This window comes from Acinetobacter sp. DL27 (genome assembly GCF_055810995.1).
The window spans coordinates 3,248,175-3,261,103 of the sequence record NZ_CM147947.1 but is presented as its reverse complement, the minus strand read 5'-3'; the positions used below and the strand labels follow the sequence as shown (position 1 = coordinate 3,261,103).

Below are 12,929 nucleotides of genomic sequence, written 5' to 3'. Positions count from 1 at the left end.
GCTCAATTTTTTATATTTTAAATAATTTCAATAAAAACAATTATTTATAATGATTTTGTAAAAGGTGTATCTGATGTTGAATTGAATGTGGCATAGCTATTGCTACTACCTACATGAGTTTATCGAAATAACCAAAAAACGTCGGATACGATGTGGGGGAATCAAACAATGAAATTTGCACTTAAAGCATTATCTTTAGCTGTGGTGGCTTCAGCTTCTACATTCACTTTCGCAGATGACGAGCCAGCATTACCGTTTGGTTTCTCTTTTAGTGGAAGTGCTGCTGTAACAACTGACTATCGTTTCCGTGGTTTAACTCAAACCCAAAATGATCCAGCGGTACAAGCGGGCTTTACTTTGGCACATGACTCAGGCTTGTATTTGGGTCTTTGGGGTTCAAATGTTGATTTTGGTGAAGGTTCACCGAGCTTAGAGCTCGATCCATCGATTGGTTTTGCAACAACATTAGAAAGCTTTGCCAGCAAACCAGTACTTGATGTGGGTATGGTGTACTACAACTATCCAAGTGCAGATGATCTGAACTGGTTAGAATTTTATGGCAAATTAACCTTTGCGAGTGTCTTTACTGAAGGTGATAGCTTACTGACCAATGTAAACTATACCAATGACTATATTGCAGAAGATACAGACAGTTGGAACATCAATGCTGGTTATGCAATTCCATTTGGTTCAACGGGCTTTGGTGGTGTCGCGAATGTGGGTTATACCGTGGTCAGTGATGAAGATAAATATTCATTTGGTGATGATGACAATTATGTCGATTGGAAAGTGGGTGTGACCTATGCATTCCAGTCTATTCCTGGTGCAACAGCAGAATTGGCAGCAGTAGGAACCAATATTGATACTGATAATCTGGATCATGTGACAGCACGTGGTGTAGAAACAGGTGCCGTGTTTACCTTAACTAAAACTTTCTAAGTTTTAGCATCTTCAAAAACCCCTCTAGTCCATAGGACTAGAGGGGTTTTTCTATATGGAATGTAGCGATTTTTAGGCATTTTGCTGTCGGTAGGAGAGAGCTTCAGTCAAATGTCCTGTTTGAATGTGCTCTGACTGGTCCAAATCCGCAATGGTTCTGGCCACTCTTAAAATACGGTGATAACCCCGAGCAGACAAATTTAAACGCTGTTGTGCTTTTTCAAAGATTAAAGTCGCTTGTCCATCTAGCGGTGCGAATTGTTCGAGTTGTTTGGGTGATAAAGCCATATTGAGACAAGCTTGGCGCTGCATTTGCCGTTTATAAGCTTGAATCACGCGCTCACGTACAGTTGCCGAGTCTTCTACGACTTGTGTGTCTTGTAATTCAGACGCATGCAAGGGTGGTACATCAATATGTAAATCAATCCGATCCAGTAACGGCCCTGAAATGCGGTTTTGGTAGCGTTTAATCGCCTCGGCTGAGCACTGACAACGGCTATCTTGATTAAACGCATAACCACAGGGACACGGATTCATTGCAGCAATCAGTTGGAAATTGGCTGGAAAGGTGATCTGCCGTGAAGCACGCGAAATCACAATCTCTTTGGCTTCAATCGGCTGTCTTAAAACCTCTAAAACCTTGCGGTCAAACTCTGGTAGTTCATCTAAAAACAGCACGCCTTTATGTGCCAAAGTAATTTCACCGGGTTTGGGTTGTGACCCGCTGTCATTTACAAAGAACTATGCGACAATATAAGCTAGGGTCAAAGACTTAGACCACCTTTTATAAAGAACTATGCGACAAATTTTATAAAGAACTATGCAACGGAACCCAGAATGAACAATCAATCATGCGACACCGTTAACATCGTACCAGCTCGAAGAAAAATTGGTAATACACGTATCAGTGTATCTGGTTTATATCCTTTTAAAAAAGATTCCGCAGTTGCCTTTGAATCAACTCTTGAACGGGATTTCCTTATTCGATTAGAGGTTGATCCCAATGTTCTTGCTGTTGAGTCTCAACCATTTACCATTGAGTATTTTGATAATGGACAGAAACGAGTTTACACCCCTGACTACCTGGTAACTTATAAGCATGATGATTTTCTTCCATTTATTGCACCTAAACTGGTTGAAGTAAAACCTACAGATGAATTGCAACTTAATTTGCATCTATGGAAAGCTAGATATCGTGCTGCAATGAGGGTATGCAAAGAAGAGGGTTGGAAATTTCATATTGCACATGAGGGGCGTATTCGGGACCAGTTATGGTCGAATGCCATGTTTTTACAAAAGTACCGAAAGATGGAATTTCCCCCTGCTGATTCAAAGCACTTATTGGATTATGTGAGAGATCGAGGAGCAGTAACTTTTGAGACTCTATTAGCCAGACATTTTCTTGGAAAATGGGACAGAGCCAATGGAATTAGTCAAATCTGGTATTTAGTTGCTCATGGTTATCTGGTTTGCGATTTAAGTATGCCTTTACAGCCATCTACTGAACTTTGGGTAAATGGGAGTTGTCATGAATGATAGACGTGTGAATATCAAAATAGCTGCTGGGGAACCGGTTCAGATAAAAGGGATTCCCCATACGATTATTGAAGTCATTGACCTAAAATCGGTTTTTGTTGAAAACAATAATACTGGCAGGAAAAGTATCGCGGCTATCAGTGAATTAAGGCCATCAATAGCTGTGGAACAGTATGAAGATCTAGAACTCATCGCTGATAAAGACTGGATTGAGGCTGAAAGACGTTTCAACATCATCCGACCTTTCATTGAGGGAGGCGTGAGTGGTCGTAAGGAAGTAGAGTTACGAGCCCAAGAACATGATATTAATCCAGCCACTATCTATAGATGGTTAAAAATCTATAAGGCATATGGAACTATTGATGGATTGCGGCCCAGAAAAGAGGGATTGCCACAAGGCAAGAAGATAATTAATAAACATGCTGAAGCAATCATTGAAAAAGCCATCAAGGATTTATACCTAACTAATCAAAGAATAAGTGTTCAAAAAGTTGTACTTGAAGTGAAACGCTTATGTCATGAATACCATATCCTAGAGGTGCCTCATGCCAATACAGTAAGAAATCGTATTGCAGCGATTAGCCAGAGAGACTCTCTTCGTAAGAGGGGACATAAGGAAAAGGCCGATAACAAATTTACACCTGCCGCAGGGAAATTCCCTCATGCTGATTATCCACTTGCCGTCGTACAGATTGACCATACGCCTGTTGATCTTATTCTGGTTGATGATTTTAGCAGGTGTCCTATAGGACGACCTTTTCTTACGTTGGCAATTGATGTGCGTTCAAGGGTAGTTGTGGGATATTACTTATCATTAGATGCTCCCTCTGTTATGTCTATTGCAATGAGCGTTTCTCAAGCTGTACTGCCCAAAGAGAAATGGCTAGCTTCTCGCAAGATTCAAGCTGAATGGCCTGTCTGGGGAATTATGAACACCATTCATGTCGATAATGGACCTGAGTTTCACTCAGAAACTTTCAGAAATGCTTGTATGGCACATGATATTCGTCTGGAATACCGACCAGTTAAAAAACCACGTTTTGGCGGGCACATTGAACGTTTGATGGGAACATTTGCAACCGATATTCACGCAGTTCCAGGAACAACTTTTTCAAATATTTTTGAAAGAAAAGGTTATAACTCAGATGCGGAAGCAGTTTTCACATTCTCCGAATTTGAGGACTGGCTGATTGATTTTATCTGTAATGTTTACCACAAAAGGAAACACTCTGCTTTAGGTACTTCTCCACTACATGCTTTTGAGTTAGGTATCTTTGGTGATAAAAACACGTTAGGTTCTGGAGCTGCTAGATTGCCTGCAAATGATCATAATTTCTTTCTTGATTTTCTACCAAGTTTTGAAAGGACGATTCAAACAACAGGTGTAACAATTGATGGTCTTGCTTATTATGCTGATGTACTAAGAGGTTGGATTAATGCTGTAGACCCTGATAATCAAAAGGAAAAACGTAAATTTATCTTTAGGCGTGATCCAAGAAATATTAGTGAGATATGGTTCTTTGATCCCGAAATCAAAAATTATTTTAAGGTTCCTTTAGCGGATCAAAGTATTCCACCATTTAGTATTTGGGAACACAAAAAGATTCAGGAACTGAAAAAGGAAACTGGCGAATATCTAAAAGATCATGAACTTGGACAGGCTCTAGCTAAACTTCGGGAGCGTGTTCAGGAGGCAAGTACTAAAACTCGACGGGCTCGCAGATCACATCAGCGCAGTACCCAACATCAACAGAGTGTTAACCCTGCTTCAATTCAGGGCAAAAAACCTCAACAAGAGAGTACGATTTTGGAGCAACAGCTTGAAAACGTATATGGTTTATTGCCTCTCGATGAGCTGGAAAATGATGAGGATATTTCATGAGTAACTATTCACATGTTTTTCAAGAGTTTCGCCCTATTGTGGAACAGTCTAATGAGGACAGACTCTACTTCCTGGAAGAGGACCGATGGATTGGGTATCCAGCAGCCAATGACTTGTTAGACCAATTGAAAGGATTCCTGACACTTCCTAAGCGGAGCCGTATGCCCAACTTACTGGTATTGAGTAAGCCAAATAATGGTAAAACCTCAATTATTAACCAGTTCTTTAAGCTGTATGGGGAGGGTTATGTCAATGCAGAAAATAATGCAGTAAAACCTGTAATCATTGTACAGGCACCTGTTTCCCCTGATGAAAAAGCTCTGTATATGGCTATTCTTGATAAGTTCTGGGTTCCTTTTCGAGAAAGAGATCCCGTTGCGAAGCTACGTTACCAAGTGGTCCATTGCCTTAAACTTTATGAGGTAAAGCTCCTCATTATCGACGAAATGAATTCTCTATTATGTGGCAGTCCGATTAAGCAAAGAACAGTAATGAATGCGATTAAGTATTTGTGTAATGAAACACAGATACCCATTGTTGGGTTTGGTACAGAAGAAGCAATTAGTGTTCTGCGTACTGATCCACAGCATGTCAGCCGTTTTCGTGTGGTTAATTTGCCCTTATGGAAACTAGATAAAGACTTTCAAGCTATGGTAAATAAATTTGAGAAAGTTCTTCCCCTCAAACAGGCTTCAAAACTGGCTGAACCAGCAACAGTAAAATATCTGCATGATATTACAGATGGAAACTTAGGTAATCTGCGAACGATTTTACGGGAAGCCGCAAAGAAAGCTGTTGTTTCTGGTCAGGAGTTTATCGACCGTAGCTTGCTAGAAAGTGTGAAATAAGCAATGTGGAGGACTAGGTATGATAAGTGCAACAGAAATCCATTCATGGTTTATTCCCACGGACTTAAAGCAAGATGAGGCATTATCTTCTTGGTTGATACGTGCCGCACTTGACAGTGGTTGTGACCCATTAAGTTTAACTGGAGTACTTTGGCCCAAATGGCGAATCTGGTCTGTAGATGTAGATCGTGGTTTAAGTGCAGAGCAAGTACAGGTATTGATCAATAAGACAAAAATTGATGAAAGCCAATTTAATTCTGCTACGCTTCGCAATTTTTTAATTAAATATAATCTGGATAATCAAACTTTTGATGCATGGTACTTGGTATTAGGTACAAGAAATCGTAAGCATCGAGGTGGCTGGCAATATTGTCCTGAGTGTCTATCTGAGGATAATGTTGCCTATTTCCGTCTGCCTTGGCGTTTTGCCTGGCATACAGGTTGTATAAAACATGATCAGCGTTTACATGATCAATGTCCTCATTGCCATAATGCTATTCAGCCTAGACGTCTTGAAGCCCCTGATCAGGTTATGACTTGCTGTTCAATATGTAAAAAAAGTCTATTGGAAGTTAATAAAAGCCTTGTGGATTGTCATGCCTTGGCATTCCAAAAAATCTTTGATCAATTCTTGAAACAAGGCTGTGCAACCTATCAAGACAAGTTGATTTCAGTAACTGATTGGTTAACGGTGATTAAGTTATTTTCACAATTTATTAGAAAAGCTTTAGCTGGCTCAGTAAATGGAAAAGGATGGGCATTTCTTGAACAACTCAGAATTCAGGTGCCCCATCCTGAGCTTATATCGAATGGATTGGCTGTTAACCAACTTCCAGTTACCGAGAGAGAACGACTATTTTCCTGTATTTATCAATTACTCATTATTCCTCAGGAAAAGTTTATTGAAACAGCAAAATCTTTAAATATGAACAGGTCTTCATTTTGGGATAAGAGAAACCAGTTGCCAGCCATATTAAGGCCTGTTGAAGAACAATTAGGCTCGATTTATCGGAACTACCCTCCAAATAGAGCATTGGTAGATACCCTTAAACCTAAAAGTAAGGAGACTGTAATACGAAAGTTTTTAAGATTAAAAAGAAAACTAGGGTAACTTTTGGGGGACAACACCATGCCTCAGTGTGATGAATGTGGTGATGCGGTTGAAAAGATACACCGACTTTATAAACAGCGTAACTATTGCCATAAGTGCTATGTACGAGTTTTTAAAAAACAGGATTGTCCATCGTGTGGTAAAAGTTCCAGATTATATAAAGCTGATAACTTGGCCGTTTGCCAACAATGTGAAACCAATAGACCTTGCATTAGATGTCAGCGTATTGATTACCCTATAGGAAAAATAACGGAGCAAGGCCCTGTTTGTAATAGTTGTTCAGTTTATTTTAGAGAGTTTCAAGCTTGTGAACGGTGTGGTGTGACATCACAACGCTTATCTCGTATCAGCCGTTTTGGAGATAATTTAAGAGTTTGCCCAAAGTGTGCAACCCGTGATTACCAGACATGCCAAAGTTGTAGAAGATATAGGTTGATTGAACAGGATGTTGTGTCAGGCAAAATGCTTTGTAAGAAATGTTTGACCTGTCCACCACTTCAATGTCTAACTTGCCAGCAACAGATTCCTGCTGGATATGGGAAATACTGTGAATTATGTACATGGCGAAGAATATTGGGGAATAGGATTAAGGAACTGGTTAATACATTAATAAACCCAAGCCTCAAAGGTTACTTTAAAGATTATATGAGTTGGCTTGATCATGAGGTTGGACCGCATAAGGCTGCATTACTAATTCGTAAACATATTCATTTTTTTGAAAAGACCAGTGATCTTTGGAGAGATCAGATCCCAGACAATGACTCTTTATTACATAGACTAAGAACAAGTGGTTTACGCAAATATGAGCTGCCCATCCGGTGGTTGGTTGCAGTACATCACCTGCATATAGATACCCAATCTAAAGGCCACTGTTCTGAATTTGACCAACTGAGAAAACTGGCGAACTCATGTCCTGGTTCATCGCTTTCAGCCCAAATTCTTCAGAACTACTATCAGGTTTTAATAAATAAAATAGATTTAGGGAAAACGAGTATACGTTCTGCCCGTTTAGCCATGAAACCAGCATCAGCTTTAATGCTGTTGGTAAGTCAATCACGATTAGATTTACCAACAATGTGGCATGTAAAATATTACTTATTTAAGTCTCCTGGGCAAGCTTCCGCTATTGTTGGCTTTCTTAATTTTTTAAACAAGAATTATGATACGAACCTTGATACGTCATGGGTACTAGATGAAAAAATAACAGAAAAAAGTAATATGAAGAAACTGGAAAAACAATTGTTGGCCATCATGAAAGCCCCAGAGGAAAATTTTAATGAACTAGAGTGGATAAAGTTAGGATTGATGTATTTTCATAATTTAGATAAATCTTTTTTTAATCAAATGGATAGTATTAATTATAGGGGGCTGAATGATGGTTTTGAAGTGAGGTTTGGTGATCAGCAATATTGGATACCTAAATTGCTTGTGTAACTGGACCATATAACGCTAATGTAGCTACATAAAGTTAAAACTGAATTTTGGGCTTCCAGAGGGTATTTATGGGGCAGTTAGGTCATGAATATTGTGTTCATAATGGATTCAATAGGTCTCATGCAGGGAAATATGTTTATTCACTTGCTACGTTTATATCTTGGATATTGATTTACTTTTTACTGAAGTTCTTGGGTGGATTGTCTCCTTATTGGAATGTCATCATTTCTAGTGCTATCACTGCTTTATTATTTCTTACTTTTTATTTTCTATTTGATAAATGGATATGGAAAACAGGTTTATTTTTCAAGATTCTGAAATATCCTGATATTTCGGGAGAATGGTCATGTAAAGGTATCTCTGATTACCAAGAAGAAAATTCTGAAATGATTAAGCACAATAGAGAGTGGATTGGAAAAGTAACAATTTTACAAAGTTGGGATAAAGTAAGAATCAGATTAGAAACAGAATTTTCCACATCTGACAGTATTTCTGCTGCAATTATTTATGACGAAATTGAAGAATACAAAGTTCTTTATAGTTATGAAAATAAACCAAAAGATTTAGATCATGAAGAGTTACGTATCCATCGAGGATTTGTAGAGCTGACACTTCATAAAGACAATAAAAGTGCCAGTGCTAAATATTATAATGTTACTGGTCGAAGAACGATGGGTACAATGCTATGGGAAAAATTAGATAACTAATGGATAAGAGCCAATGGTTTCGTCATATAGGTAACCCAAATCTTTACGTATTTCCGTAACGAGTTTATCTAAGGCAATGCTCATTGTTGTGAGAGAGGTTTCTTTCTGATAACTATCAAATATTTTTCTGGTCATATCAGGTGTATATAAGCTATTTCTATAGTTTGGATTATGATACAGATAATCAAAAAAATCTTTTTGTTTCAAGAACTATTGCTAAAGCATTTGTTCTACCTTTCTTTAAATTTTCTAGATTGGAATGATACATAATAGAGGCTAGATCAAAACTACTTAAGTAAATTACTTTGCCCTCTTCAACTAAATCGGCTTTTATTGTTTTACAAAGGCGGATAGATTTTTTCAATCCTCCATCAGCATAGTATTTACATTTGTAATCTATATAAAAAATATGCTTGAAAGGTAAGTTCATCAATGTAGTAGGAGTTTTATTATCTAGAATATTGACTCCTCTTAAATAAAGGTGCTTTTGTTGTTGGTACTCATATGTTTCTACCCAATGAGAGGGTACAACATCTACATCCCGAGGAAGTGATCCACCTGTTAAAGTTATAGATTTAGCACCAGTAGTATCAATTGTTACGGCAGGATATGCTTGTCTTAATTCATAAGTGCACGCGTTCCTGAGTTCTCTTAATATTTTTATATCATCATGGCGTAAAGTACCTAAATAACCCTCTGTACGATAATGTGATTTGTTAAGTACAAGTAAATCAACATCACTTACACCTTTGATATGAATATTTAGGGGAACTGACCCTTGTAATCTGTATTCTGTGACAATGTTATGATTATTTAGCAGCCTAGGCTCTAATTGTTTTTCAATTCTTTTAGCAGTTTCAATACTGATTTCTGTGTAACGTTTACTAACTTCTTGCATTGCTCCTACTGCATAACGGATAGATGGTTTGTCTGATACAATCTGCCATTTTTCTATTGTACGTTTTAATTCATCAAACTCATTAAATGAAGTTACGCCTGCTGTTACACTATCAAAAGCATTGTATGTAAGGTCAGTACCTTTTCGTCTTTTCTCTAATCTGTTCAATCTTTTATAAAAATCAATTTCAGACATTGTGAAACTCAAAAAATAGTAGTTATGGTTAAAATAATTATACCTTAATAATTATTTTAAGGTTTTAATAAATAAGGTTTTATTGTCATAAATGCTCAAATTTAAGATGAGAAGTAAGATAATTTTTAAGTATAAAGTTTGAGAATGTTTGTAGTCTTTTGTAGTGCATCCAATAATCAAATAAATAATTGTGAAACCATGAAAACACATATCACATTTATATTTATATAAAAATATTATTTGTGATTGGAGGTGATTTTTTTAATTCTATTGATTATTGTGACTCACTACGGAGTTAATTGTATTTAAGTATTTGTTTTTAATTGTTTTATTTTTTAATTATTTTTATTTGATTAGGTGTTGACCTTACCATAATTGGAAAGAATAGAGTTACTACATCAAGGGTAATGATGTACCTGATAGGAAAGAATAACTTCCGAGCTTATTACCCATTATTTTTTCATAATTGTAGTAAGAGGATAACTCCATGAAACGCTTTGTTCCAATGTTAATGATCGGTGCGATTGTATTTAGTGCGGGGTGTTCCTCTTCTGACGCTCCAAAGGATAATTCAATGAGTGAGAATAAACATGAAAGCCATTCAATGCACCATGATATGAATGGTTCAGCTAAAACAGATAATCCATCTACAAATGCCTATATGGAAGTAAATACTCGTATGCACAGCGGAATGGGTATTGATTTCACGGGAAATGCAGATACTGACTTTATGTTGGGTATGATTCCTCACCATCAGGGTGCGGTTGATATGGCAAAAGTAGTTCTTCAATACGGCTCTGATCCAAAAGTGCGTCAGCTTGCTGAAGATGTTATCTCTGCCCAGGAGTCAGAAATCAAGATGATGAATGAATGGTTGGCAAAAAATAAAAATCATTCTGACAGCAAAAATGAAGATAGCCCATCAACTCAAGCATACATTAAGGTCAATGATGAAATGCACGCAGATATGATGGTTCCATTTACAGGAAATGCTGATGTTGATTTCATGAGAGGCATGATTCCCCATCATCAAGGTGCAATTGATATGGCTAAAGTAGTTCTTCAATACGGTTCTGATCCAGAAGTGCGTCAGCTTGCTGAAGATGTTATCTCTGCCCAGGAATCAGAAATCAAGATGATGAATGAATGGTTAAGTAAACATAAGTAGATACTTCTCTATTCGATGTTCTTTTAAATGAGGGGCTTTTTAAAGCCCCTTGTTTTATCTATAAATTTGATGAATTGAGGATTATGTTATATGCCAAAAATTATAGTTCTTCCGCATGAAAAGATTTGTCCACAGGGTGCGGAACTTGAAATTGAAAGTGGAAGTAATTTATGTCGAAGTTTATTGGATCATGGCATTCCCATAGAACATGCCTGCGATTTATCAGGTGCATGTACAACATGTCATGTTGTCGTGAAAAAAGGGTTTGATAGTCTGGAAGAAATGGATGATGTAGAGGCTGACTTACTGGATCGTGCTTGGGGGCTTACGGCTGAATCAAGACTATCTTGTCAGGTTAAAGTCCAAGATGAAAACTTGGAAGTAGAAATCCCCAAATACACGGTAAACTATATTTCAGATCATCATGAATAAGTGTTTCTAGTTTGTTTTTAAGACATTTACTTTTGAAACTTGATTAAGTATTCTTGGTACAGATAAAAGGTGAATCTGGTCAGTATGTCAAATAATAAGTTCATAAAACTTATTCTTGTATTTGTCCTGTTTTTGTTTTCAATAACAACTACGGGTGTTTATACATGGGCGCCTGTAATTGCTAAAAATTTAGACCATCACCATGATCTAAATATTTCTATTGTGTCTGGAGATATAAGTCACTGGACTCTAGTTCATCATGATAATCAAATTTCTCAGGAAGATACAAAAAATCATAATTGGAAAAGTTATGATCAATCTGCTTTACAACATTCAGTTAAGCCTATTACGATTCAAGAACATTTTGCTCTTGATCCTGTATTCTTCTTGAGCTTTGCCCTACCTCTTATACTACTTTTTCTTAGTTTTTTTGAAATACCTATTAGGTCTTTTGGATTTAGGAAAAGGCAATCTTTTATTAGTAACTCTTATACTTATACAAAAGCTTTAATCGTTTTACGTAATTGATTTTTCTATACAAAAAATAATTTTTCATTTTTTTTGTATAGGTAAAGTCATGTCTAAAATTTATCAGATATTTCTTACCTGTGGTTTGGTAGTCATGGCAGCACCTGCTTTTGCAGAGCAAGATTATGCCCGACTACAACAACAGGTATTAGCAAATGATGTAATTCTCAAGAGTTTGCAACAATCTCAGTCTGCGTATGATATCAATCAACAATATGCTGGGCGATTGAACAATCCAACTTTTAATATGGAGCTGGATAATTTAGGAAATTCCAAGCTTAAAGAACTTGATGGCCCTACTACCATGATTGGGCTTTCTCAAGATATTCCCTTAAATAATAAGTTACAGTTACGTAAACAACTGGCAGGATTTCAGGGCAACAATAATCAGTTTGAGATTGTAAAACGTCAGGCAGAACTTAAATCAGAATTAAGGACTTGTCTGTCAAACTGGTATGTTGCAACCCAGCGTGCTGAAATTTTTTCAACTGAAAGTAGTTTGTATAAGCGACAAGTCAATGTACTCACTGAAAAGTTAAAATTCGGTCGAGTGATTCCCTCTGATGTCCAGTTAAGTTCGGCATTGTCAGCAGAATCAGCTTTACGTCATCAAAATGAGTTAAAGAGGATTCAATATCAGAGAAACCTCTGCTCTAAGTATCTTCCTGATTTGCCAAATCAAGCCATTGAAGTGCCTCTAGATATTAACTTTTCCAATCGTGTCAGTTTATTGGAACAGGAAAGTGTCTTAAAAACACAGTTGGCAAAAACACAACTTGAATTGGCAAAAAGAGAGGCCGTACCTGATATTACATTGGGTGTTGGTGTCCGAAATTATCAGGAAACCAGTGACAAGGTATTTTTAGTTTCCACCTCAATTCCCCTCGCTGTCTTCAATCGTAATAAAGGCAATATTGCCATTGCTCAAGCTACCCAAGCCAATGCAGAAACCCAATCTGTCTGGGCAAATCGTAACGCTAAAATTGAATTGGAAAATAAATCGGTTGAGATTTCAAACCTGATTGATGCAATCAAGCAATATGACAGCACGGTATTACCCGCAGCCAATGAAAGTTTACGTATTGCTGAACTGGGCTATCAGGCAGGCAAGACTTCCCTATTGGAATTTAATAGTAATAAGCAAATTTGGTTGGATAAACAGTTAGCCCGTTATGACCTGTGGTTGGCTTTGCAAAATCAAATTGCAGAGATTGAGAAAAACTACGTCACCAATTTAGAACAGGAATAGGG

Annotated in this window: 12 protein-coding genes and 1 pseudogene; 11 read left to right on the top strand and 2 right to left on the bottom strand. The window is 37.2% G+C overall.

Going from position 1 to position 12,929, the window contains the following annotated elements; translation table 11 throughout:
• Positions 1 to 168: 168 nt before the first annotated feature.
• Positions 169 to 939, top strand: a complete 771-nt coding sequence (locus AC0KVP_RS15680) for a TorF family putative porin (protein ID WP_039890363.1) — start codon at positions 169 to 171, stop codon at positions 937 to 939.
• A 72-nt stretch (positions 940 to 1,011) separates the two neighbouring features.
• On the opposite strand, the pseudogene AC0KVP_RS15675 reads toward AC0KVP_RS15680, so the two are convergent.
• Positions 1,012 to 1,662 (bottom strand): annotated as a pseudogene (locus tag AC0KVP_RS15675) (ATP-binding protein); the annotation flags it as partial.
• A gap of 114 nt (positions 1,663 to 1,776) precedes the next feature.
• On the opposite strand from AC0KVP_RS15675, the gene AC0KVP_RS15670 reads away from it, so the two are divergent.
• The 6 genes from AC0KVP_RS15670 to AC0KVP_RS15645 all read left to right on the top strand — a co-directional run bounded on the left by AC0KVP_RS15670 (position 1,777) and on the right by AC0KVP_RS15645 (position 8,457).
• Positions 1,777 to 2,475 (top strand): heteromeric transposase endonuclease subunit TnsA, encoded by a 699-nt coding sequence (locus tag AC0KVP_RS15670; protein ID WP_023188010.1) that lies wholly within the window; start codon positions 1,777 to 1,779, stop codon positions 2,473 to 2,475.
• Positions 2,468 to 4,357 carry a Mu transposase C-terminal domain-containing protein gene (locus tag AC0KVP_RS15665; RefSeq protein ID WP_000999878.1) on the top strand — a complete coding sequence of 630 codons (1,890 nt, stop codon included), beginning with the start codon at positions 2,468 to 2,470 and terminating at the stop codon, positions 4,355 to 4,357. Before AC0KVP_RS15670 ends, AC0KVP_RS15665 begins: the two co-directional genes overlap by 8 nt.
• Entirely contained in the window at positions 4,354 to 5,205 is an 852-nt protein-coding gene (locus AC0KVP_RS15660; protein WP_023188009.1) for a TniB family NTP-binding protein, read from the top strand. The genes AC0KVP_RS15665 and AC0KVP_RS15660 overlap by 4 nt, the downstream gene beginning before the upstream one ends.
• Before the next feature lie 19 nt (positions 5,206 to 5,224).
• Positions 5,225 to 6,316, top strand: a complete 1,092-nt coding sequence (locus AC0KVP_RS15655; RefSeq protein ID WP_023188008.1) for a TniQ family protein — start codon at positions 5,225 to 5,227, stop codon at positions 6,314 to 6,316.
• A gap of 18 nt (positions 6,317 to 6,334) precedes the next feature.
• Positions 6,335 to 7,750, top strand: coding sequence for a hypothetical protein (locus AC0KVP_RS15650; RefSeq protein ID WP_023270956.1), 1,416 nt, complete (start codon positions 6,335 to 6,337; stop codon positions 7,748 to 7,750).
• 68 nt (positions 7,751 to 7,818) lie between these two features.
• Positions 7,819 to 8,457, top strand: a complete 639-nt coding sequence (locus AC0KVP_RS15645) for a Cap15 family cyclic dinucleotide receptor domain-containing protein (RefSeq protein ID WP_000530048.1) — start codon at positions 7,819 to 7,821, stop codon at positions 8,455 to 8,457.
• A 184-nt stretch (positions 8,458 to 8,641) separates the two neighbouring features.
• Here the strand turns inward: AC0KVP_RS15645 and AC0KVP_RS15640 are convergent, their stop codons facing one another.
• Positions 8,642 to 9,550, bottom strand: coding sequence for a nucleotidyltransferase family protein (locus AC0KVP_RS15640; RefSeq protein WP_228132079.1), 909 nt, complete (start codon positions 9,548 to 9,550; stop codon positions 8,642 to 8,644).
• Between the two features lie 487 nt (positions 9,551 to 10,037).
• Here AC0KVP_RS15640 and copM point away from each other — a divergent pair, with 487 nt between their 5' ends.
• The 4 genes from copM (at position 10,038) to AC0KVP_RS15620 (ending at position 12,927) form a co-directional block, all read left to right on the top strand.
• The gene (copM, locus tag AC0KVP_RS15635; RefSeq protein ID WP_023188004.1) at positions 10,038 to 10,718 is read left to right on the top strand and encodes a CopM family metallochaperone; all 681 of its coding nucleotides are present in this window, start codon (positions 10,038 to 10,040) and stop codon (positions 10,716 to 10,718) included.
• Between the two features lie 90 nt (positions 10,719 to 10,808).
• A complete protein-coding gene (gene fdx / locus AC0KVP_RS15630; RefSeq protein ID WP_023188003.1) occupies positions 10,809 to 11,150 on the top strand; it encodes an ISC system 2Fe-2S type ferredoxin in 342 nt (113 codons plus the stop codon).
• Between the two features lie 84 nt (positions 11,151 to 11,234).
• Positions 11,235 to 11,678: a hypothetical protein gene (locus AC0KVP_RS15625; protein ID WP_023188002.1), complete on the top strand. Its 444-nt coding sequence runs from the start codon at positions 11,235 to 11,237 to the stop codon at positions 11,676 to 11,678.
• Between the two features lie 49 nt (positions 11,679 to 11,727).
• Positions 11,728 to 12,927 (top strand): TolC family protein, encoded by a 1,200-nt coding sequence (locus AC0KVP_RS15620; RefSeq protein WP_023270954.1) that lies wholly within the window; start codon positions 11,728 to 11,730, stop codon positions 12,925 to 12,927.
• The last annotated feature ends 2 nt before the right edge of the window (positions 12,928 to 12,929 follow it).

What these genes read in the sequence shown, in the direction of transcription:
- AC0KVP_RS15680 (WP_039890363.1), top strand. Translation starts at nt 169, where the DNA reads ATGAAATTTGCACTTAAAGCATTATCTTTAGCTGTGGTGGCTTCAGCT.
- AC0KVP_RS15670 (WP_023188010.1), top strand. Translation starts at nt 1,777, where the DNA reads ATGAACAATCAATCATGCGACACCGTTAACATCGTACCAGCTCGAAGA.
- AC0KVP_RS15665 (WP_000999878.1), top strand. Translation starts at nt 2,468, where the DNA reads ATGAATGATAGACGTGTGAATATCAAAATAGCTGCTGGGGAACCGGTT.
- AC0KVP_RS15660 (WP_023188009.1), top strand. Translation starts at nt 4,354, where the DNA reads ATGAGTAACTATTCACATGTTTTTCAAGAGTTTCGCCCTATTGTGGAA.
- AC0KVP_RS15655 (WP_023188008.1), top strand. Translation starts at nt 5,225, where the DNA reads ATGATAAGTGCAACAGAAATCCATTCATGGTTTATTCCCACGGACTTA.
- AC0KVP_RS15650 (WP_023270956.1), top strand. Translation starts at nt 6,335, where the DNA reads ATGCCTCAGTGTGATGAATGTGGTGATGCGGTTGAAAAGATACACCGA.
- AC0KVP_RS15645 (WP_000530048.1), top strand. Translation starts at nt 7,819, where the DNA reads ATGGGGCAGTTAGGTCATGAATATTGTGTTCATAATGGATTCAATAGG.
- AC0KVP_RS15640 (WP_228132079.1), bottom strand. Translation starts at nt 9,550, where the DNA reads ATGTCTGAAATTGATTTTTATAAAAGATTGAACAGATTAGAGAAAAGA.
- copM (WP_023188004.1), top strand. Translation starts at nt 10,038, where the DNA reads ATGAAACGCTTTGTTCCAATGTTAATGATCGGTGCGATTGTATTTAGT.
- fdx (WP_023188003.1), top strand. Translation starts at nt 10,809, where the DNA reads ATGCCAAAAATTATAGTTCTTCCGCATGAAAAGATTTGTCCACAGGGT.
- AC0KVP_RS15625 (WP_023188002.1), top strand. Translation starts at nt 11,235, where the DNA reads ATGTCAAATAATAAGTTCATAAAACTTATTCTTGTATTTGTCCTGTTT.
- AC0KVP_RS15620 (WP_023270954.1), top strand. Translation starts at nt 11,728, where the DNA reads ATGTCTAAAATTTATCAGATATTTCTTACCTGTGGTTTGGTAGTCATG.